The organism is Arthrobacter sp. NPDC097144 (genome assembly GCF_044762205.1).
Lineage (GTDB): Bacteria > Actinomycetota > Actinomycetes > Actinomycetales > Micrococcaceae > Arthrobacter_B.
Window position 1 is genome coordinate 61386 of record NZ_JBIWDW010000002.1, and the last position, 19665, is coordinate 81050.

Annotated in this window: 22 protein-coding genes; 17 read left to right on the top strand and 5 right to left on the bottom strand. The window is 65.5% G+C overall.

Annotated elements, in window-relative coordinates; genetic code table 11:
• Positions 1-22: 22 nt before the first annotated feature.
• Both ACIQXM_RS03860 and ACIQXM_RS03865 read right to left on the bottom strand, forming a co-directional pair.
• A complete protein-coding gene (locus tag ACIQXM_RS03860) occupies positions 23-754 on the bottom strand; it encodes a glutamine amidotransferase (RefSeq protein ID WP_400927901.1) in 732 nt (243 codons plus the stop codon).
• The gene (locus ACIQXM_RS03865) at positions 751-2010 is read right to left on the bottom strand and encodes an MFS transporter (RefSeq protein WP_400927904.1); all 1260 of its coding nucleotides are present in this window, start codon (positions 2008-2010) and stop codon (positions 751-753) included. Before ACIQXM_RS03865 ends, ACIQXM_RS03860 begins: the two co-directional genes overlap by 4 nt.
• Before the next feature lie 144 nt (positions 2011-2154).
• On the opposite strand from ACIQXM_RS03865, the gene ftsY reads away from it, so the two are divergent.
• Entirely contained in the window at positions 2155-3357 is a 1203-nt protein-coding gene (gene ftsY / locus ACIQXM_RS03870; RefSeq protein WP_400927908.1) for a signal recognition particle-docking protein FtsY, read from the top strand.
• 134 nt (positions 3358-3491) lie between these two features.
• Here the strand turns inward: ftsY and ACIQXM_RS03875 are convergent, their stop codons facing one another.
• A complete protein-coding gene (locus tag ACIQXM_RS03875; protein WP_400927910.1) occupies positions 3492-5216 on the bottom strand; it encodes a hypothetical protein in 1725 nt (574 codons plus the stop codon).
• Between the two features lie 230 nt (positions 5217-5446).
• Between ACIQXM_RS03875 and ACIQXM_RS03880 the strand changes: the two genes are divergently transcribed.
• Together ACIQXM_RS03880 and ACIQXM_RS03885 are read left to right on the top strand one after the other, a co-directional pair.
• On the top strand, positions 5447-6742 hold the full coding sequence (locus ACIQXM_RS03880; protein ID WP_400927913.1) for an ammonium transporter: 1296 nt from the start codon (positions 5447-5449) through the stop codon (positions 6740-6742).
• Positions 6739-7077 carry a P-II family nitrogen regulator gene (locus ACIQXM_RS03885; RefSeq protein WP_400927916.1) on the top strand — a complete coding sequence of 113 codons (339 nt, stop codon included), beginning with the start codon at positions 6739-6741 and terminating at the stop codon, positions 7075-7077. Before ACIQXM_RS03880 ends, ACIQXM_RS03885 begins: the two co-directional genes overlap by 4 nt.
• Before the next feature lie 85 nt (positions 7078-7162).
• Here the strand turns inward: ACIQXM_RS03885 and ACIQXM_RS03890 are convergent, their stop codons facing one another.
• Entirely contained in the window at positions 7163-8572 is a 1410-nt protein-coding gene (locus ACIQXM_RS03890; protein WP_400927919.1) for a glucose-6-phosphate dehydrogenase, read from the bottom strand.
• Positions 8573-8701: 129 nt separating this feature from the next.
• Between ACIQXM_RS03890 and ffh the strand changes: the two genes are divergently transcribed.
• From ffh to ACIQXM_RS03955, 13 genes are all read left to right on the top strand, one after another.
• On the top strand, positions 8702-10285 hold the full coding sequence (ffh, locus tag ACIQXM_RS03895; RefSeq protein ID WP_400927922.1) for a signal recognition particle protein: 1584 nt from the start codon (positions 8702-8704) through the stop codon (positions 10283-10285).
• A 137-nt stretch (positions 10286-10422) separates the two neighbouring features.
• Positions 10423-10974: an NUDIX domain-containing protein gene (locus ACIQXM_RS03900; RefSeq protein WP_400927925.1), complete on the top strand. Its 552-nt coding sequence runs from the start codon at positions 10423-10425 to the stop codon at positions 10972-10974.
• Between the two features lie 9 nt (positions 10975-10983).
• Positions 10984-11532, top strand: a complete 549-nt coding sequence (locus ACIQXM_RS03905) for a GNAT family N-acetyltransferase (protein ID WP_400927927.1) — start codon at positions 10984-10986, stop codon at positions 11530-11532.
• Between the two features lie 70 nt (positions 11533-11602).
• On the top strand, positions 11603-12490 hold the full coding sequence (locus ACIQXM_RS03910) for a VOC family protein (RefSeq protein WP_400927930.1): 888 nt from the start codon (positions 11603-11605) through the stop codon (positions 12488-12490).
• 421 nt (positions 12491-12911) lie between these two features.
• Positions 12912-13319: a 30S ribosomal protein S16 gene (rpsP, locus tag ACIQXM_RS03915; protein ID WP_152217816.1), complete on the top strand. Its 408-nt coding sequence runs from the start codon at positions 12912-12914 to the stop codon at positions 13317-13319.
• Position 13320: 1 nt separating this feature from the next.
• Positions 13321-13563, top strand: a complete 243-nt coding sequence (locus ACIQXM_RS03920) for an RNA-binding protein (RefSeq protein ID WP_104053842.1) — start codon at positions 13321-13323, stop codon at positions 13561-13563.
• 189 nt (positions 13564-13752) lie between these two features.
• The gene (rimM, locus tag ACIQXM_RS03925) at positions 13753-14334 is read left to right on the top strand and encodes a ribosome maturation factor RimM (RefSeq protein ID WP_400927933.1); all 582 of its coding nucleotides are present in this window, start codon (positions 13753-13755) and stop codon (positions 14332-14334) included.
• The gene (gene trmD, locus ACIQXM_RS03930) at positions 14335-15126 is read left to right on the top strand and encodes a tRNA (guanosine(37)-N1)-methyltransferase TrmD (protein ID WP_400927935.1); all 792 of its coding nucleotides are present in this window, start codon (positions 14335-14337) and stop codon (positions 15124-15126) included.
• 220 nt (positions 15127-15346) lie between these two features.
• The gene (gene rplS, locus ACIQXM_RS03935) at positions 15347-15706 is read left to right on the top strand and encodes a 50S ribosomal protein L19 (RefSeq protein WP_400927938.1); all 360 of its coding nucleotides are present in this window, start codon (positions 15347-15349) and stop codon (positions 15704-15706) included.
• Between the two features lie 5 nt (positions 15707-15711).
• Positions 15712-16434 carry a signal peptidase I gene (gene lepB / locus ACIQXM_RS03940; RefSeq protein WP_400927940.1) on the top strand — a complete coding sequence of 241 codons (723 nt, stop codon included), beginning with the start codon at positions 15712-15714 and terminating at the stop codon, positions 16432-16434.
• Between the two features lie 11 nt (positions 16435-16445).
• Positions 16446-17207, top strand: a complete 762-nt coding sequence (gene lepB, locus ACIQXM_RS03945; protein WP_400927942.1) for a signal peptidase I — start codon at positions 16446-16448, stop codon at positions 17205-17207.
• Positions 17204-17959 (top strand): ribonuclease HII, encoded by a 756-nt coding sequence (locus tag ACIQXM_RS03950; protein ID WP_400927945.1) that lies wholly within the window; start codon positions 17204-17206, stop codon positions 17957-17959. Before lepB (ACIQXM_RS03945) ends, ACIQXM_RS03950 begins: the two co-directional genes overlap by 4 nt.
• Positions 17960-17966: 7 nt before the next feature.
• Positions 17967-18290 carry a DUF2469 domain-containing protein gene (locus ACIQXM_RS03955; RefSeq protein WP_400927948.1) on the top strand — a complete coding sequence of 108 codons (324 nt, stop codon included), beginning with the start codon at positions 17967-17969 and terminating at the stop codon, positions 18288-18290.
• Between the two features lie 9 nt (positions 18291-18299).
• Here the strand turns inward: ACIQXM_RS03955 and ACIQXM_RS03960 are convergent, their stop codons facing one another.
• Complete coding sequence (locus ACIQXM_RS03960; RefSeq protein WP_400927951.1) at positions 18300-18905, bottom strand: GNAT family N-acetyltransferase; 606 nt, start codon at positions 18903-18905, stop codon at positions 18300-18302.
• A 47-nt stretch (positions 18906-18952) separates the two neighbouring features.
• Here ACIQXM_RS03960 and ACIQXM_RS03965 point away from each other — a divergent pair, with 47 nt between their 5' ends.
• Entirely contained in the window at positions 18953-19633 is a 681-nt protein-coding gene (locus ACIQXM_RS03965; RefSeq protein ID WP_400927954.1) for a 2'-5' RNA ligase family protein, read from the top strand.
• The last annotated feature ends 32 nt before the right edge of the window (positions 19634-19665 follow it).

Below are 19665 nucleotides of genomic sequence, written 5' to 3' on the forward strand. Positions count from 1 at the left end.
CCGAGCTCGACTCTCGATGCTCCTACCGGGCGTAGCGGCGCACAAAGTTCCGCAGGATCAGCGGCGGCAGGCTGACGTCGGCGCCGCGCACGGATGCCTTGACGGCGTCGGCTTCCTCCGGCGGGAAGTAGCCGGCGTGCCGGTACACGGTGATGCGGGTCAGCAGGCCCGGAACATCCAGCTCGGGATGGAACTGCGTGGCATAGAGGTTCTCCTTGATCCGGAACATCTGCACCGGGCAGGAGGAAGAACCGGCGAGGTTCACCGCGTTGGGCGGCAGCACGGACACGGCCTCGCGGTGGCCCACAAACGCGGTGAAGGAATCCGGAACACCGTCCAACAGCGGATCCTGCCGCCCCTCACCGGTGAGCTTGATCTCCACGGCGCCGATGGCCTCGCCGAACTGCCGGTCCACAATTCCGCCCTGGTGCCGGCCGAGGGTTCCCACGCCGTAGCAGGCGCCCAGGAACGGGAAGTCCTGCTCGACGACGTCGTCCAACAGCCTGCCCAGCTCACTTTCCACCCGCAGCTGCAAATCCGATTTGGAACTGTCCGGATCGCTGGCATTGAAGGGGCTGCCGCTGACAATAATGCCGCTGTAGTCCGTCAGATCGATGCGGGGCAGGGGACCGGCCTCCAGCCGGACACGGTGCAGCTGATCCGGCTCCAGGTTTCCAAAACGGAGGAACGCCTCATATTCTTCGGCGGCGGCGTCGTCTTCGGCCCGGGAGGCCAGCAGGAGGAAAGGCTTCATTCCTCGATCGTAGTGCGGTTGGGACCCGCTTGCGTGTCAGGCGTCACGGCCGGGGGTGCGGCACTTTCCTGGGGCTGCAACGTTTCGCGGCCACCGATCCAGGCAAAGCACGCCATGACCGCAATGGCTCCGGTCACGCCGAAGGCCCAGTTGAAGCCCAGCGAGTCGGCCAGCAGCCCGGCCAGGATGGGTCCCACAATGGCACCGCTGTCACTGGCCATCTGGAAGGTGGCGAGCACCTTGCCGCCGCTGCGGTCATTGCCCACCACATCGCCGACGGCGGCCTGCTGTGCCGGGTTCAGCAGCCCGGTACCCATGCCGGCAATTACCGAGACCACCAGGAACATGGGCACATTGGTGCTGAAACCGATGGCGGCTGTGGCCGCGGCGTTCACCGCCAGCCCGGTGATGACCATCGGCCGCCGGCCCCAGCTGTCAGCAAGCCGGCCGGAGAACGTCAGGACAACTGCGGTGCCGAGGGCAAAAGCGGTCAGGGAGATGCCGGCGATTTCCGGGCCGGCAGACAGGGCCGCGGCGGCGAAAAGCGGCAGCAGCGAGTTGCGCACGCCAAACGAGGACCAGCCGTTGGCGAAGCTTGAGGCCAGTGCGGCCCGGTAGGCGGAGTCGCCCAGTGCTTCACGGACGGTGAGCACCGGACGGGCAGCGGGCTTGGGCTCACCGCTGGCCAGCCGGGCGTCCTTGAGCTGGAGGGCGACGACGGCGGCAGCCACCACCAGCGCGCCCGCGTAGACCAGGAACGGAACGCGCAGCCCGAACCCGGCCATGAGCCCGCCCGCAAGGGGCCCGGCAATATTGCCCAGCAGGAATGAGGAGGCATAGGCGCTGGACACCCGGCCGCGCACGGCAGGTTTGGTCAGCCGGATGATCAGCGCCATGGCCGAGATGGTGAACATGGTGGAGCCGATGCCGCCCAGCCCGCGGAAGACCAGCAGCTGCCAGTAACTTCCCGCGAAGGCACACGCTCCGGTGGAGGCGGCAACGATCAGCAGCCCGGCAATGTAGACCGGGCGCTCGCCGAACTTCTCCAGCAGGGCCCCGCCGGCCGGCGCGAAAACCAGCCGGGTAAAGGCAAAAGCGCTGACGATCACCGAGGACGCGGCAATGCCCACATCGAAGCTCTGGGCAAACTGCGGCAGTACCGGGGCCACCAGGCCGAAACCCAGGGCAATGACAAACGCCGCAGCAATAAGGACTTTGATTTCCCGCGGAATCGCGAGACGGGGTGCTCGAACCATGATGCTCTGATTCTCTCAGACAGGTGCCGCTCCCGGGCGCGGCTCGCCGCCGACCTCAAACGGACCGGCGGGAGGGCCGGTCAGGCCATGCGGCGGCTGCCGGGCGGGTGCCCGGAAACATACCGGTGTGACATGCTAAAGAGCGTGAATGAGACTCTTGCGATTGTGATCTATGTGGTCATCGCCCTTGCCGTAGTCGGTTCCGTGGCAGCCCTGCTGGTCCGGACCCGACGAACCCCCAAGGGCATGTATCCCACCACCCGAGACGCCAATGATCCGGTCACCGGATCAGGTGCCCACGCCGCCGGGACGGACGTGCTGGACGCGCCCCCGGCGCAGACCGACGTCGTCGTGCCCGACGACCTCCGGGACCTGGACGCCGCTGCAGCGCCGGCCCCCGAGGCTCCGGCGCTGGAAACCCCCGACCCGGTACAGGGCCGCCTGGCCCGCCTGCGCGCGCGCCTGGCCAAGTCCAACAATGCGCTGGGCAAGGCGCTGCTGGCGCTGCTGGCCAGTGACAAGATTGATGAAGATGTCTGGGACGAGATTGAGGAAACGCTGCTCCTGGCGGACCTCGGGACCGAACCGACCATGGAACTGGTGGACGCCCTGCGCGAGCGGGTCAAGATTTCCGGCAGCCGGGACCCGGAGGAAGTGCACCGGATGCTCCGCGAGGAGCTCATCAAGCTCGTGGATCCGACCATGGACCGCTCACTGGCCACTGCCCGGCATGCCGACAAGCCCGCCGTCGTCATGGTGGTGGGCGTGAACGGCGTCGGCAAGACCACCACGGTGGGCAAGCTGGCCCGCGTCCTGGTGGCCGAGGACAAGGACGTGCTCCTGGGCGCTGCCGATACCTTCCGCGCCGCCGCCGCCGAGCAGCTGGCCACCTGGGGACAGCGCGTGGGCGTACCCACCGTCAAGTCCGACGTCGACGGCGCCGACCCCGCCTCCGTGGCCTTCGAGGCCGTGAAGGCCGGGATCGACGGCGAAGTGGACGTGGTCCTGATCGACACCGCCGGACGGCTGCAGAACAAGGTCGGCCTGATGGACGAGCTCGGTAAGGTCAAGCGCGTCATTGAAAAGCAGGCCGAGGTGGATGAGGTCCTGCTGGTCCTGGACGCCACCACGGGCCAGAACGGCCTGATGCAGGCCAAGGTATTCTCCGAGGTCGTCAACATCACCGGCATTGTGCTGACCAAGCTGGACGGCACTGCCAAGGGCGGCATCGTCGTCGCGATCCAGCGCACGCTGGGCGTGCCCGTGAAGCTGATCGGCCTGGGCGAGGGTGCCGATGACCTGGCACCGTTCGAAGCCGAGGGCTTTGTGGATGCGCTGCTGAGCTAGGCAGTTCCGCAGCAAAAAAAGGCTCCGCACTTCCGAGAGGAAGTGCGGAGCCTTTTTGGTTGGCCGTTGCCCGCCGCTCCGGGCTCGTTGAACGGGCCCGTGGACCGGGACCGGGAATCCGGGGCCCGGCCCGGCTAGAACGTGAAGTTCAGGACCGTGACGGTGCCGGCGGTCAGGGGGAACGTCTGGGTACTGGACCCGTACGTGAACCCCGGTACGGTCAGCCGTTCGGCAGCCGGGATGCCCTCGGCGGCAGCGCCGTCGATCAGCGTGCCGTCTTCGGCGGTGTAGGAGGTGCCGGTCATCTGGGACATGGTCCCGGTCAGCGCCTTGCCCGGCAGTTCCAGGGTTACCGCGGCCGGAGCGTCCTTTTCGGGATTGTTGTTGTTGACCACCACCACGCTGATGCTTCCGTCCGCGTGCCGCACCGCGTACGGATAGGCGAGCCCGCCGCCGGCGGTGTCCAGCTTGAGGAACTCGCCCGGCGGCATTTCGGCCACCATGGACATGCCGTAGTAGTTGGCGCGCTCATCCACTGCGCCGTCCGGCTGCAGGTACGCGCCGCCGGTGCAGATGGCGGACATGGGCGGTCCGCCCTTGCACGTGATCAGGGAACTGTGGAAGGAGACCCGGGAAATGCCCAGCTGCGCGGCGCTCAGCGCATAGTCGGCGCTCCACAGTGCCGATGCGTGGGTCTTGGTGGTTTCGTTTGACCCCGGGCAGGCCGAGACGCCGGTTTCCGGAATCCATGTTTCCAGGCCTGACTGCAGGGCCGGTTTCATGGCGGCGGCCCGGAAATCGTTGGAATGGTCATGCAACTGCCGGCTGGTCAGGTTGCCCAGGACCGGTTTTCCCAGCGGATCCGCCCCCTCGCAGGATGACAGGGGGTAGTGGTGGAAAGACAGGATTTTCCGCTGCGGCAGCTGCGTCTCGGCGAACGGTCCCCACCAGGTCTGCTCATAGGTGCCCGGTCCCACAATGGGCACTTCGGGAGCGACGGCGTACATGGCTGCGGCGTAGGCCTTCAGCTCGGTCAGGTATTCGGAGATGCCGTAGCCGGAGTCGCGCAGCCCGGTCTTGGCGAACCCGTTGGGCTCGTTGCCCACGGTGATGCCCACCAGGCGATCACCGAAGGCGGCGGCGGCGTACTTGGTCATGTCCGCCGCGCGGGCGGGATCATAATTGCCCAGGTCCACGGTCAGCGCAATCTGCCCGTCCACGGCTTCCAGCAGCGTGTTGACCCGCTCCAAATCAGCGGGTGTCACGGCTCGGACCGGATGGGATTTGTCGCCGGAAAGGTTCCCGGGGATGGCCTCGCCGGCGGAGGTCCAGAAGAAGCGCCGGTCCACGGCGTTTCCGCCAAAGCGCAGCAGCGGCCGGCCGAGTCCGGAAATGGACTCGACCATTTCCGGGTTGTCGCCGGACAGGGAAGGATCCGCCAGATCCGTGGCTTCCAGGGAGAGCCCGATCAGGCCCTCCGGCAGCGACGTACCGGTGGTCTGCGCAGCAACCTTGATGTTCAGCGGCTCCACCGGGGTCTGCGGAGATCCGGCCGGGGGCCCCGCCTGGTTGTAGTAGGTAACCGCCGGAGCCTCAGGCAGGGCTTCAGGAGCAGGGGTCACGGTGAAGGGAGTGCCCGTGGGGGCCGGCTTGGCCTCGCTTGACGCAGCGGGCACCGATGCGGGAGAGGCGTCGTCGTTCATCACCAACGGGGCAACGACGGCGCCGGCAGCCAGCACGGCCGCGAGTGCGGTCCCGGAGATAATCCACTTCTTCTTGTTCTTGCCGGGGTTTCGGTCGGGGCCGCCCTTGGCGGCCAGAGGATCTGGACCGCCCGGTGTCGGATACTGCTCGGGCATAAAGGATTACCTCCGGTAGTGAGACTTAGGGACCATCCTAGCGGCGGGTGCCGCACGGCCAAGTGCTCCCGAAGGGGCGCGAAATGCTGTGGAAACTTTCCTGTTACGGACTTTTTACCGGGGCCCGGGGTTTGTAATGTTCCGGCAACCTGCGCGGGCCGTTGCCGAAACCTTGCCCCGGCAGAGTTCAGTGTGCGGGAAGGGCCCGTGGTTGGTGAAGGGACGTGAAGATGGACTTGTCAGCAGGTCACGTCTGGGTGATGGTTTCGGCGGCACTGGTGCTGCTCATGACGCCCGGAGTGGCATTCTTTTACGGCGGCATGACCCGTGCCAAGGCAGCTCTGAACATGATGATGATGAGCTTTGTGTCCATTGGCCTGGTGGGGGTTGTCTGGGTGCTGTGGGGCTTCTCCATGACCGGCGGCGACGGCGTGGGCGGATTGTTCGGCAATCCCTTCGCCTCCTTCGGTCTTGAGTCGCTCATGGGCTCCGAAGACCTCATCGGCGCCGGATTCGGCGCCACCTTTGCCATCATTACGGTGGCCCTGATCAGCGGAGCCATTGCGGACCGGGCCAAGTTCAGCGCCTGGGTGGTCTTTGTGCCGGTCTGGGTCACCCTTGTCTATTGCCCGATGGCCTTTATGGTGTGGGGCGGCGGGCTGCTGGGCGAAGAGGGAGCGATCGGTTCCGTGGTCGGGGAAGCAATCGATTTTGCCGGCGGCACCGTGGTCCACATCAACGCAGGCGTGGCAGCCCTGGTGCTGGCCCTGATCATCGGCAAGCGCAAGGGCTTCGGCAAGGACCCGAGCCAGCGTCCGCACAACATTCCCTTTGTCATGCTCGGCGCCACGCTGCTGTGGTTCGGCTGGTTCGGTTTCAACGGGGGAGCCGCCGGCACAGCGGAGGAAGCGGGGCTGATCTGGGTGAACACCATGGCCGCTCCGGCTGCCGCGATGGTTGGCTGGCTGCTGGTTGAACAGGTGCGCGACGGGCGCCCGACCTCCCTGGGCGCGGCTTCCGGAATTGTTGCCGGCCTGGTGGCCATCACCCCGGCCTGCGCCAATGTGAGCCCGCTCGGCGCCGTCGGCCTGGGCCTGCTGGCAGGTGTCCTCTCCGCGCTCGCCGTCGGGCTGAAGTACAAGCTCGGCTACGACGATTCCCTGGATGTGGTGGGCGTTCATCTGGTGGCCGGCATCGTGGGCACTCTGGCGCTGGGCTTCATTGCCCTGCCTGTGGACGGCGAGGGAGGCGGCCTGTTCTACGGCGGCGGTTTCGCTCAGCTTGGCGCACAGCTGGCGGCGGCCCTCATCGCGATCATCTTCTCGGCCGTCCTGACTCTGGTGATTGGCCTGGCCATTCACAAGACCATTGGTTTCCGGGTGTCCGAGGAACAGGAAATCAACGGCGTGGACCTGAGCGAACACGCTGAAACCGCTTACGAGTTCGGCGGCCTGGGCATGGGCGGTTCCTTCCGGCCCCTTCCTGAGACCGTCCGCACCGCCCCGAAGGAGAGCGTCAACTCATGAAACTTGTAACCGCCATTGTCCGGCCCGAGAAACTCGACGCCGTCCGCGGGTCCCTGGAAAGCTACGGCGTGCAGGGACTGACTGTCAGCTCCGCCAACGGCTACGGCCGCCAGCGCGGCCACACTGAGGTTTACCGCGGCGCCGAGTACACCGTGGACCTGCTGCCGAAGATCCGCATCGAGGTCCTGGTGGCCAATGAGTGGCTGAACGACATTGTGGATGTGCTGGTCTCCACGGCCAACACGGGCCGGGCCGGGGATGGCAAGGTGTGGGTGGTCAACGTGGAAGAAGCACTCCGGGTGCGTACCGGGGAGCGGGGGGACTCCGCGCTGTAGGTTGTTGCTGCTTCAGCCGCGGGCGGAAAGCAGGAGGGCCCCCTGGGCCGGCCGCGTGATGGCGGCCGGGCCAGGGGTTTTTTCATTACAGTCCCGAGCGGCTGGATTCCCATTCCGCCGGGCCCATGGTCCCGGCGGGGTACGTCTCGAGCGGGACCTCGCCGTCAGCCCATGCCTTTAGTACCGGATCCACGATCCGCCAGCACTCCTCCGCGATGTCCGCGCGCACGGAGACGAGCGGGTCGCCCGAAAGGATGCCGTCAAGCACTTCGCCGTACGGCGTCATCGCCGATTTGTGCATGGGCGCACTGAGTCCGGTGCGCTCCAGCGTGAAGACGTTCTCCGGACCGTTGACGTTCAGCTCCAGTTCCAGCCGGGCCGGGGCGAAGGAAATCCGAAGCCGTGAGGCTTCGCCCGCGGAACCGGTGAATCCGTTGGGCAGGTGGCTCACCGGCTTGAAGGTAATCACGGCTTCCTGCCGGGTTTTGCCCAGGGCCTTGCCCGAGCGCAGGACGAACGGAACACCGGACCAGCGCTCATTGTCGATTCGGATTTCTATTTCTGCCAGCGTCTCCGTCTCCCGGTCCGGATCGACCCCGGACGAATCTGCATAGGCCTCAACTTCTTCGCCGTCGATCTCTCCCGCGGACCACCGTGCGCGGCGCGTACTGCGCTGATAGTCCTCCGGCACACTGGACGCCCGAAGCGTGGCAGCAATCAGGTCCCGCACATCCCGCTGGCCGAGGGTTGCCGGAGCACCCATCGCGATGACCGCCATGGTGTGCAGCAGGTGGCTCTGGATCATGTCGCGCAGGGCGCCGGCGCCGTCGTAGTACTTCGCGCGGCCCTCAAGACCCAGCTTCTCGTCAAAGACAATCTCCACTCGCTCAATATGAAGGTTGTTCCACACCGGCTCCAGGATCCGGTTGGTAAACCGCAGCCCCAGGACATTCATCACCGTGGCCATGCCCAGGAAGTGGTCCACGCGGTACACGTCGCTTTCGGGCAGCAGGTCCGCCAGCAGCCGGTTCAGCTCACGGGCCGAGGCCTCATCGCCGGCAAACGGCTTTTCGAGCACCAGCCGCGTCTCCTCGGGCAGGTCTCCCGGCTTCAGCGCCGCCACGGTGGACTGGGTAACTTCGGGCGGCAGCGCGAAATACACGGCCAGCGGCGTCTTGAGGCCGCGGACGTCGCGGACCAGCCGCTCCGGATCCTTCAGATCCACCTGCAGATAGCTGCCGTTCCGGACAGCGGCATCGATCGCTTCCTTCCCGTCGTCGCCGGCCTCGCTGCGGGCAGCGGCAAAGGACTCTTTCATCAGGTCCTGCCAGGTGCCGTCGTCCCAGTCCCGGGAACCGGAACCGATCACGGTCAGGTCTGCGGGGGCGCGTCCGCTGCCGATCAGCTGGCCCAGCCCCGGCAGCAGCAACCGCTTGGAAAGGTCGCCGGTGCCGCCAAGAATCAAAAGGGTGTGCAGGGAAGAAGATTCATTCATGGCTCCACCCTGCCATCGCGTCCGCGCAACCGGTAAGGGTTTTGCGGAAGATTTCGAACTCGCCTTGGTACCCTTAACAGCTGGGCCTGCCAAACATGGCGAAGATCTGACGAAAGAAGTGCGCGGCACGTGTTCAATTCACTGTCTGACCGGTTGACTACAACCTTCAAGAACCTTCGCGGCAAGGGCCGGCTCACCGAGGCCGACGTCGACGCCACCGTCCGCGAGATCCGCCGGGCGCTGCTGGACGCGGACGTCGCCGTTCCCGTGGTCCGTGCCTTCACCGCATCCGTGAAGGAACGCGCCCTCGGCCTTGAGGTGTCCCAGGCACTGAACCCGGGGCAGCAGGTCGTCAAGATTGTCAACGAGGAACTCGTGGGCATCCTCGGCGGCGAGACCCGCCGGCTGCGCCTGGCCAAGAACCCGCCCACGGTCATCATGCTTGCAGGTTTGCAGGGTGCCGGTAAGACCACCCTGGCCGGCAAGCTCTCCAAGCACCTGAAGTCCCAGGGCCACAGCCCGCTGCTGGTTGCCGCCGACCTCCAGCGTCCCAACGCCGTCAAGCAGCTGCAGGTCAACGGCCAGCGCGCCGGCGTGCCGGTCTACGCGCCGCACCCGGGCGTTTCCTCCGAGTTTGAGGCAGCCACCGGTGATCCGGTTTCCGTCGCGCGCCAGGGCATCGAGGAAGCCCGCACCAAGCTGCATGACGTGGTCATTGTGGATACCGCCGGCCGCCTGGGCGTGGACGCCGAACTGATGCAGCAGGCTGCGGACATCCGCGCCGCCATCAATCCCGACGAAGTGCTCTTTGTCATCGACGCCATGATCGGCCAGGACGCCGTCAACACGGCGCAGGCCTTCAACGAAGGCGTGAACTTTACCGGCGTCGTCCTGACCAAGCTCGACGGCGACGCCCGCGGCGGCGCCGCACTGTCCGTGGCGTCCGTGACCGGCAAGCCGATCATGTTCGCCTCCACCGGTGAGGGCCTGACCGACTTTGAGGTCTTCCACCCGGACCGCATGGCCAGCCGCATCCTTGACCTCGGCGACGTCCTGACCCTCATCGAGCAGGCCGAACAGAGCTGGGACAAGGATGAAGCATCCCGGATGGCGAAGAAGTTCGCCGACCAGGAAGACTTCACCCTGGACGATTTCCTCGCCCAGATGCAGCAGATCCGCAAAATGGGCTCCATGAAGAAGATGCTCATGATGATGCCCGGCGCCGCCGGCATGCGTGAGCAGCTGGAAAACTTCGATGAGCGCGAAATCGACCGCGTCGAAGCCATTGTGCGTTCCATGACCCCGCATGAGCGGGTGGCTCCGAAGATCATCAACGGTTCACGCCGTGCCCGCATTGCCCGCGGTTCGGGCGTGCATGTTTCCGAGGTCAACGGCCTGCTGGAGCGTTTTGTGCAGGCGCAGAAGATGATGAAGAAGATGGCCCAGGGCGGCGGCATCCCGGGCATGCCCGGGATGGCCGGCCCCGGCGGTTTCGGCGGCGCACGCAAGAAGCAGCAGGCCGCCAAGGGCAAGAAGAAGGCCAAGTCCGGTAACCCGGCCAAGGCTGCCCAGGAACGTGCCGAGGCGGAAGCACGGCGCGCCGGTGCCCGCAAGGCACTTCCCACGGGCAGTGCGTTCGGCGGCCAGGATGCGGACTTTGATCCGTCCTCGCTGAACCTTCCCAAGGGCTTCGAGAAGTTCCTGGGCAAGTAACAGGAGATGATGCGCACCGCCGGGCTTTGGTCCGGCGGTGCGTGTTTAACGCATCGGCACTTTTACCGCTCCGGCCCCGCGGCGCCGGATAGTGTGAGGGTGCACCGAGGAAGTCCGGTATCAGGGGGAAGAGCAGCGTGGCAGCACAGGGACTAAGCGGCTTTTACGGGTCGGTGTTCAAGCGCAGCACCGTGGCCTTTGTGCTGATCCGGACCAGTGACTGGAGAATTCTGACGCTGCGGACCGGGGCAGGGGACTGGGAGTTTCCCGGCGGCGTCGTGAAAGGCAGCGAAGATCCCCGATCCGCCGCCCGTCGCATGGCGCGCGAGGCGCTGGGATTCCAGTTCGACGTCGGCCGCCTCCTGGTGATGGACTGCGTGCAGGGCAACGCCGGCCAGGGCGATTCCATCGCTTTTGTGTTCGACGGCGGCACGCTGGCAACCTCCGTGACAGGCTTCACCGGGGCCGGCGGCGAGCGGGAAGCCCGGTTTTTCCCGGTCGGGGAATGCCCCGATGTTCTGGGCGGGTCCTCGGCAGTGCGGCTCGGGGCGGCACTGGAAGCACTGGAGCTGGGAACCATGACCGAGCTGGTTAACGGCCGGCAGGTGAGCGGCGAACCCCTGGCACCCCCGGCTTCGCAGCGAATGATGCCGCCCGTTGACGGTTTTTCCGGAGTTCTTGGACGTTAGGGTTTCCGCATGGCAGTGAAACCGGTGGTGCGCAGCGCCGCGGAGAATGACCTGGCCCTGCTGCCCGCCCTGGAGGCCGCCGCGGACACCCTGCTGCATGGGCTGGACGGGCCCGGTTCCGCCCGCGGAACCCTCGGAATCGGTGAGCTCCCGCCGCCGGCCACCTCCGCTGAATTGGCCGCTGCCCGCCACGTCCTGGTGGCCGGGGAGCCGCCGGTTGGGTTCGCCCGCATCGAGGAAGTGGACGGACAGGCCCATCTGGAGCAGCTGTCCGTTTCCCCCGGCGCCGCAGGAGCCGGGCTGGGCCGCCGGCTGGTGAATGCCGCACTGGCCTGGGCCGCAGAGCAGGGATACCGGTCCATGACACTGTGCACATTTTCCGACGTTCCGTTCAATGCCCCCTTCTACCGGACCTGCGGATTTGAGGCGGTCCGGAATCCCGGAGGAGAGCTGGGCCGGCTCCGGGAGCATGAACGGCAGCTCGGACTGGATGCCCTGGGAGAACGCGTCGCAATGCGGTGTGAACTGCGGCGTGAACCGCCGGCCTCTGCGCCGTAATCCGCTCCCGCCGTCGCCGTCCTTTTCCGGCAGCCTTGGATTTACGTGAAGCTTCAAGTAAACTCATTACATGAACCTTCAACTAAACCCAACCGACCTGCTGCCCGCCAACCTGACGATGGGTACAGTGATGCTTCGCGTGGGGGACATGGCGGCCGTTTCCGCCTATTACCGCGGAGCCCTCGGACTGGAAGTGGTCGCGGAGGCCGACGGCGGCCAGTACCTGGGCCGCGGAACCGTCCCCGTGGTTCATCTGGCACCCGCCCCGGGACTCCGCGTGGCATCCCGCGGCGAGGCCGGGCTGTTCCACACCGCCATCCTCTTCGGAACGCAGGCCGACCTGGCGGCCACTGTGGCGGCGGCGGCGCAATACGATCCGGCCGCTTTTGTGGGATCCGCCGATCACCTGGTCAGTGAAGCGTTCTATTTCACCGACCCCGAGGGCAACGGCATCGAGCTGTACTACGACAAGCCCCGGGACACCTGGAACTGGGATGAAACCGCCTCCGGACGTGAGGTTCGCATGGCCTCGCTCGCTCTCTCACCGCAAACCTATTTCCGTGAGCATCTGACCGAGGAGGCGCTCAGCTCGCTGCGCACTGCCGAAGCGGGCGTGGGGCATGTGCACCTGCAGGTCGGGGATACGGCAACGGCGGAAGCGTTTTATGTGGACACGCTGGGCTTCGAACGGACCGCCGGGTTCCACGGCCAGGCACTCTTCGTTTCGGCCGGCGGCTACCACCACCACATGGCCATGAACGTGTGGAACAGCCGCGGCGCCGGACCCCGGAAGGACACCTTGGGCTTGGGGGAGGTGCTGATCAGTGTGCCAACGGCCGACGACGTCGCCGGGCTGGCTGACCGGTTGAAGGTTGCCGGTATCTCCAATCACCACACCGGTACTGAACTGCGGTTCGAGGATCCCTGGCGCAACCGCCTGCGCATCGCCGTCGGCTAATCCCGCCGTTGCCGTACCTTGCTTTCGCCGAGTGTTGAGTTCGCAGCGCTACGATTCGCCGAGTGTTGAGCTCGCAGCGCTACGATTCGTCGAGTGTTGAGCTCGCGCCGGAAAGCATCGCGGAGAAGGCCATCAACGCGACAACCGAAGGGGCAATGCAGCGTTATCCCGACACTCGGCGCGTGATCTGCCCAAGAACTTGCGTGCTGAGCCCGCAGCGGCCGGGGGAGCATCGCCCGCCGCGCCGCCTGTACCGAGTCGCCAAAGATGAACTCATCTGGCACAATGGTCAGGTACTCGATCTGCGTGGCCCCTCTCTCCGCGCATGCATCTTGTCCTTTTTGAACCCCAACGTTATGGCCCGCCCCACGGGAGCAGAAGTACGGGTTCGCCCCATTTCAGATCAGGAGTGACCACAAAAGTGGCCGTAAAGATTCGCCTTAAGCGCCTCGGCAAGAAGTTCTCAGCACACTACCGCGTTGTTGTCATGGATTCCCGTGCCAAGCGCGATGGCCGTGCCATCGAGGAAATCGGACTGTACCGTCCGACCGAGAACCCGTCGTACATCGACATCAAGTCGGACCGTGCCCAGTACTGGCTCGGCGTCGGCGCCCAGCCCACCGAGCAGGTTGCAGTTCTGCTGAAGATCACCGGTGACTGGCAGAAGTTCAAGAACATCGAAGGCCAGGAGGGCACCCTCCAGGTCAAGGCTCCCAAGGAAGCTTTCGTGGCTCCCGAAAAGAAGTCCGTGATTGTTCCCGAGGCCATCACCCCGAAGGCCAAGAAGGACGAGGCTCCCGAAGCTTCCGCAGAGGCTGAGGCTGAGTAACTTGCTGGCCGAAGCGCTGGAGCATCTCGTCCGCGGAATCGTTGACAGTCCTGAGGACGTCAAGGTTTCCGCCAAGAGCAACCGCCGCGGGGAAACCCTCGAGGTGCGAGTTCATCAGGATGATCTGGGCCGCGTCATCGGTCGCCAGGGCCGGACGGCACGTGCATTGCGCACCGTGATCGCCGCCCTCGCGAACGGAGAGCCGGTTCGCGTTGATGTAGTGGATACCGACCGCCGCCGCTGATAACCCGCGGCACGGCCGGACTGCATCAGCAGTTCACAGCACTTTTTCACAGCAGTACCAGTTGAACGCAGTTCACGGCATCCGGCCCCTGCACCAGATAATGGTGGAGGGGCCGGATGTGTTTCCGGGCCCGAAGCTGCCCAACCCCGGCTGCGGCGTTCCGCCGCACCAATACAAGGAGATCTCCCCATGCAGTTACAGGTGGCACGCATCGGCAAGCCGCACGGCATCCGCGGCGAAGTAACCGTCCAAGTCCTGACCGATGCACCCGAAGACCGTTTTGTGCCCGGAACCGAGCTCATCGTCGAGCCTGCTTCCAAGGGCCCGCTCACGGTCATCAGCGCCCGCTGGAACAAAGACATCTTGCTGCTCGGATTCGACGAAGTGGTGGACCGCAACGGCGCCGAGGAACTGCGCGGGGCCATGCTCTCCGTGGATACCGAAGAGCTCGACGGCGAGGATGACGACGAGGGCTGGTACGAGCACGAACTCGTGGGCCTGAAGGCCCGGATCGGCGACGACGTCGTGGGCACCGTCAGCGGCCTGCGCACCCTGACCGTCCAGGACCTGCTGGTCGTGGATGACAATGAGGGCCGCGAGGTGCTGGTTCCCTTCGTGGAAGCCATTGTTCCCGAGGTCAACGTTGAGGACGGCTACGTCCTGCTCACCCCGCCCGCAGGACTCTTTGAACTGAACCTGCCGGAAGACAAGCAGGACAAGCAGGAGAGCGCCGGTAAGGACAAGGACGCTCAGAACGAGGCCGGCCGCTAAGTGCGTATTGATGTAGTCAGCATTTTCCCGGAGTACCTGGCGGCGCTGGACCTGTCGCTGATCGGCAAGGCCCGGCAGGACGGCCTGCTGGATCTTAACGTGCATGACCTGCGGGACTTCACCACGGACCGCCATCGCACCGTGGATGACACTCCCTACGGCGGCGGCGCCGGAATGGTCATGAAGGCCGAACCGTGGGCGCAGGCGCTGGCCTCCGTCGCGGGTGCGGGAAATGACGACGGCGGCAAACGTCCCGTCCTGATTGTCCCCTCGCCCGCCGGAGCGGTGTTCACCCAGGCCATGGCCTATGAGCTCGCTGAAGAACAGCACCTTGTCTTCGCCTGCGGACGGTATGAGGGCATCGACGAGCGCGTGCTGGAATGGGCCGGCGAACGTTTTGACGTCCGTCCGGTCAGCCTCGGCGACTATGTGCTCAACGGGGGAGAGGTTGCTGTCCTGGCGATGGTGGAGGCCATTGGCCGGCTGGTGCCCGGCGTCGTCGGCAATCCCGAGTCGCTGGTGGAGGAATCGCATTCGGACGGGCTGCTGGAGTACCCCGTCTATACCAAGCCCTCGTCCTGGCGGGACCGGAACGTTCCGGACATCCTGCTCAGCGGAAACCACGGCAAAATTGCCCAGTGGCGCCGAGACCAGCAGCTGCAGCGCACCGCAGCCCGCCGTCCCGACCTGCTGGAGAAGATCGATGCGCAGCAGCTGAGCAAGGCGGACCGGGCCGCGCTCCAGGCGCTGGGATACGAAGTGACTGCGGACCGGGTCCTGCGCCGCCCCTGATTGGTGGGGTTAGGTCCGGTATGGCAGAATGGATAACTGTGTCATCTGGGTCCGCACCTGCCACAGGGGGAGCGTGGCCAACAGAATGCACACCGGCAGCCAATCCTCGGCTACGCCGGTCTCATAGCTTCGGCAGCATCTGTGCAGTCCTTCGTGGCCGCACCCTTGTCTGCCGTTACCAAAGTGGATGACCTGTGGCGTTCACCAGGAGTGATAAACAATGCACATCCTAGATTCTGTTGATGCAGCTTCGCTGCGTTCAGACATCCCCGAGTTCCGCGCCGGTGACACGGTCAAGGTTCACGTAAACATCATTGAAGGCAAGAACACCCGTGTTCAGGTCTTCCAGGGCTTCGTCATGAAGCGCCAGGGCGACGGCCTGCGCGAGACCTTCACGGTCCGCAAGGTCAGCTTCGGTGTCGGCGTGGAGCGTACCTTCCCGGTTCACTCCCCGGTCATCGACAAGATCGAACTGGTCTCCAAGGGCGATGTCCGCCGCGCCAAGCTGTACTACATGCGCGATCTGCGCGGCAAGGCAGCCAAGATCAAGGAAAAGCGCGACTTCCGTCCCGCCAAGTAATTTTCTTGATCCACGCAGCATCCGCTTCCGGGGAATCTTCGGATCCTTCCCGGAAGCACACGAAACGCCGGTCCAGGTTTGTGGGCTGGCGTTTCGTGCTATGCGCCCTCGCCGCGGCAGTTGTGCTGGTGGCACTCATCCGCGTTTTTGTCGTGGACATCTACTACATTCCCTCCGAGTCCATGCAGCCGCTGCTGGATCCCGGGGACCGCGTGCTGGTCTCACGCACCGAATACCATTCCGCCGGCATCCAGCGCGGGGACGTGGTGGTCTTTGACGGCCGCGGTTCCCTCGCCCCGCTCAACAACGGCGACGCTGCCCCGGTTGCCGCGGCAAAGTCCCTGGCCCGCTGGGTAGGCCTGGTTGGCAGCGATTCGGTGTACGTGAAGCGCGTGATTGGAATTCCCGGAGACCGCATTACCTGCTGCACAGCGGAGGAACCGCGGCTGCAGGTCAATGGAACTCCCATGGACGAGCCGTACGTTTATCCCGGAGACGATCCAAGCGAGCAGAACTTTGACGTGATAGTTCCCGAAGGGAGACTGTGGCTCCTCGGAGACCACCGCTCACGGTCAGCCGATTCCCGGTCCCTGCTGGGCGCCCCGGGCGGCGGGCTCATTTCCGAGGAACGCGTCATTGGGCGCGCTGCGGCCATCGTGTGGCCGCTGGAGCGCAGTTCGGAAATTGAACGGCTAGAGTTAGGAGCCGAGTGGAACACGGCGAAATAAGAGGACAGCACATGGCTCAGAACGTCCCGGAAGAGCCCAGCCACAGCACCGGACACAACAAGCAACGAGGGTTCGGCGGATGGCTGCGCGAAGTGGCCACCATCATCGTCATCGCGCTGCTGCTCTCCTTCCTGATCAAGACTTTCCTGTTCCGGGCCTTCTACATTCCCTCCGGTTCCATGGAAGAAACCCTGGAAATCAATGACCGGATCTTCGTCAACCTCCTGGTTCCGGAACCTTTTGACCTCAACCGCGGGGACGTCGTCGTCTTCAAGGACACCAAGGGCTGGCTGCCCGAACTCGCCCCGGCCACCGATGGCCCCGGCACCTGGATCCGCGACGCACTGATCTTCGTGGGCCTGGCGCCCGACACCTCCGAACAGCACCTGGTCAAGCGTGTGATCGGCATGGAGGGGGACCACGTCGTCTGCTGCGACGCCGACGGCCGGATCACGGTCAACGGGGAGCCGCTGAACGAGCCTTACATCTACCCCGGGGCAACGCCGTCGGACGTCCCCTTTGACGTGGTGGTACCCGAAGGCAAAGTCTGGGTCATGGGAGACCACCGCAACGCCTCCGCGGATTCACGCGAGCATCTTCAGGGTGAAGGCGGCGGTTTCGTGGATGTAGCGGACATTGAGGGCAAAGCGGCCGTGACAGCCTGGCCGCTGAACCGTGCAGGCTTTGTGGGCAGCTACCCGGACGTCTTCGAAAACGTTCCCGAGCCCTCAGCCTCGGATCCCTCAACCTCCGAGCCGGCCGGTTCCAAGTGACGGCGGCCCCGGCCCGTCCCCGGCCCAAGACGGGCGCCGGCAGCAAGGCCCCCACGCTGCGGCACGAGCGCTCCTTTGCCGCCGTCGGGCACCGGGTGCTGGCCGGATGCGACGAAGTGGGACGCGGAGCGCTGGCCGGCCCGGTCAGCGTGGGGCTGGTGGCTGTGGACCTGGCCACCGTGCGTTCCCTTAAGGGCGTGCGGGACAGCAAGCTGCTCTCCGAAAAGGACCGCGAGATGCTGGTTCCGCAGATCAAGAAATGGGCCCGCAGCTGGGGAGTGGGCCATGCCAGTGCCGCGGAGATTGACCTGCACGGCATCATGGGCGCGCTGCGCCTTGCCGGCACCCGCGCCTGGGACCAGATCCGCGCGGACCTGACCCCCGACGTCGTGCTCCTGGACGGCAACTACAACTGGCTCTCACCCGCTCGCCAGGCCAGCCTTTTTGACCTGCCGGGGAACGACGACGGCGGCTGCCAAGCGCCCGTGCACACCAAGATCAAGGCGGACATGACCTGCCTGAGCGTGGCTGCGGCCAGCGTACTCGCGAAGGTGGAGCGGGACACCATGATGGTGGACTACGCTATGACACATCCTCAGTACGGCTGGGAAGTGAACAAGGGATACGCCACGGTGTCCCATCGGCTGGCGATTGACGAGCACGGGCCCACGCCCCTGCACCGGATGTCCTGGCAGTTGGGGTCGCGTCCGGAAGCGGATACCCGGGACCGTGAAAGCGTCGTTGGGGGATGATGGAACTATGAGTGCCGAAGACCTTGAGAACTATGAAACGGACATGGAGCTGCAGCTCTACCGTGAGTACCGGGACGTGGTGGGACTCTTCAGCTATGTGGTGGAGACCGAGCGCCGGTTCTACCTGGCCAACCACGTGGACCTGCAGGCGCGCTCCGCGGACGGCGAGATCTACTTTGACCTGACCCTGCAGGACGCCTGGGTCTGGGACGTCTACCGCTCGGCAAGGTTCGTCAAGAGCGTCCGGGTGATCACGTTCAAGGACGTGAACGTGGAAGAACTGACCCGCAACGATGACCTGACTGTCCCCAAGCCGGAAGAACTGGCCTAAGCACCCCGCCTACGGCTGGGGCACCGGGCTGGTTGCCTCCGGCAGGCCGGCGGCGACACCCTCCCAGTGCGCCCACGCACCTGCGGGGTACCGCGGATCCCCGGCAGCGAGACTGGACACCCAGCCTTCAACCATCTTTCCCCGGTGTGCCAGGAAATGGGGAACGGCAATAGGCGGCGGAAACCCGTTGCGCCACACCGTCTTGTAGCTGCCGACGTTGCCCGCGTTGGCGGACCACGTGACCACGTCCCAGCCCAAAGCGTCGAAGGCGTGGGCAACGGCCAGGCCCACGGCACGGGACATGAGCCCCTGGCCGCGATATTCCGGAGCGGTAACGAAACCCAGATTTCCCGAGTTTGCCCCCTGAAAGCGCAGGTCAAGGGTTCCGGCGTAGGAACCGTCCGCCTCCAGTGCCCAGGAAATCTCCGCCTCCTGCGGAACGGAAATCGCCGCCACATACTCCGCGGCCATCTCGCGCGTGTAGTCCAGGGGAACGGTGGTCCACTGCCGGGTCCGGGGGTCCACCGACCGGGCGAGGACGGGGTCGATGTCGGCTTCCCGGTGGGGCCGCAGGGTAAGGACGCGGTCCGACAGGACCGGAATGGCGAAAGGCATGGCTCCACCCTAGTGCAGGTGTGAGCAGCATCTCCTAAACTGCTCCAATGGTGCTTCCCGACTCTCCGCTGGCCGGTTATCTCTCCGGCAACCGCAGACTCTATGCGCAGCTGCGTCCGGACGCTGAGTCGCTGGAGCACCTTCGGGAACTGCAGCAGGAACTGGCAGCCCGCCCGGAGGTGAACGACGGCGGCGCACCCCGGTGGATTCCCGAGCGCCAGGTCCACCTGACACTGATCCACTTCGGGAAGGTCCGGGATGTGTATGCCGTCATCTCGGCTGCTGCGGACATTTCCCGGGAGGATTACGAAGAGCTCCTGGCCGTCTATGTCTCGGAGACCGAAGCCGCCATGCCGCAACAGCCCGTTTTGCTGGAGCCGGCCGTTTTGTCCCGGTTCGGCCGGCACGGGCGGACCCTGGTCCTGGAGTATTTTCCGTCCGCGGCACTCCTGCGCTCCCACACGCTGGCCTACGCGGCGCTGGAGACGTTTCTGACCGCCTGCGGGATCCCGGACGTCCCGGCCTTTACCGCTGAGGATCCCAATTTCATGTTTTCCTCGCGGCTGCGCCCCCACATCACGTTGGCCCGGGGGTTCACCGGCACCCTTCCCGCGCCGCAGCTCAGGCAGGACATTTCAGGTGCCGGCCCGCAGCGGGCCGGCCGCAGCATTGCCCCCGCACCCGTCCGGCTGGAGTCCATGCCGGTGGTCTACCCCGGCCTCGACTGACCGGTAAGGGGTCCCTGCTGCCCGGTTCCCTC

Bases quoted from the DNA above. Each gene is read 5' to 3' on its own strand.
- lepB (WP_400927942.1), top strand. From the start codon at position 16,446: ATGGCTCAGAACGTCCCGGAAGAGCCCAGCCACAGCACCGGACACAAC.
- ACIQXM_RS03865 (WP_400927904.1), bottom strand. From the start codon at position 2,010: ATGGTTCGAGCACCCCGTCTCGCGATTCCGCGGGAAATCAAAGTCCTT.
- ACIQXM_RS03890 (WP_400927919.1), bottom strand. From the start codon at position 8,572: ATGAATGAATCTTCTTCCCTGCACACCCTTTTGATTCTTGGCGGCACC.
- ACIQXM_RS03885 (WP_400927916.1), top strand. From the start codon at position 6,739: ATGAAACTTGTAACCGCCATTGTCCGGCCCGAGAAACTCGACGCCGTC.
- rplS (WP_400927938.1), top strand. From the start codon at position 15,347: ATGCACATCCTAGATTCTGTTGATGCAGCTTCGCTGCGTTCAGACATC.
- ACIQXM_RS03910 (WP_400927930.1), top strand. From the start codon at position 11,603: ATGAACCTTCAACTAAACCCAACCGACCTGCTGCCCGCCAACCTGACG.
- ACIQXM_RS03960 (WP_400927951.1), bottom strand. From the start codon at position 18,905: ATGCCTTTCGCCATTCCGGTCCTGTCGGACCGCGTCCTTACCCTGCGG.
- ACIQXM_RS03905 (WP_400927927.1), top strand. From the start codon at position 10,984: ATGGCAGTGAAACCGGTGGTGCGCAGCGCCGCGGAGAATGACCTGGCC.
- ACIQXM_RS03955 (WP_400927948.1), top strand. From the start codon at position 17,967: ATGAGTGCCGAAGACCTTGAGAACTATGAAACGGACATGGAGCTGCAG.
- ACIQXM_RS03880 (WP_400927913.1), top strand. From the start codon at position 5,447: ATGGACTTGTCAGCAGGTCACGTCTGGGTGATGGTTTCGGCGGCACTG.
- ACIQXM_RS03875 (WP_400927910.1), bottom strand. From the start codon at position 5,216: ATGCCCGAGCAGTATCCGACACCGGGCGGTCCAGATCCTCTGGCCGCC.
- ACIQXM_RS03965 (WP_400927954.1), top strand. From the start codon at position 18,953: ATGGTGCTTCCCGACTCTCCGCTGGCCGGTTATCTCTCCGGCAACCGC.
- ACIQXM_RS03860 (WP_400927901.1), bottom strand. From the start codon at position 754: ATGAAGCCTTTCCTCCTGCTGGCCTCCCGGGCCGAAGACGACGCCGCC.
- rimM (WP_400927933.1), top strand. From the start codon at position 13,753: ATGCAGTTACAGGTGGCACGCATCGGCAAGCCGCACGGCATCCGCGGC.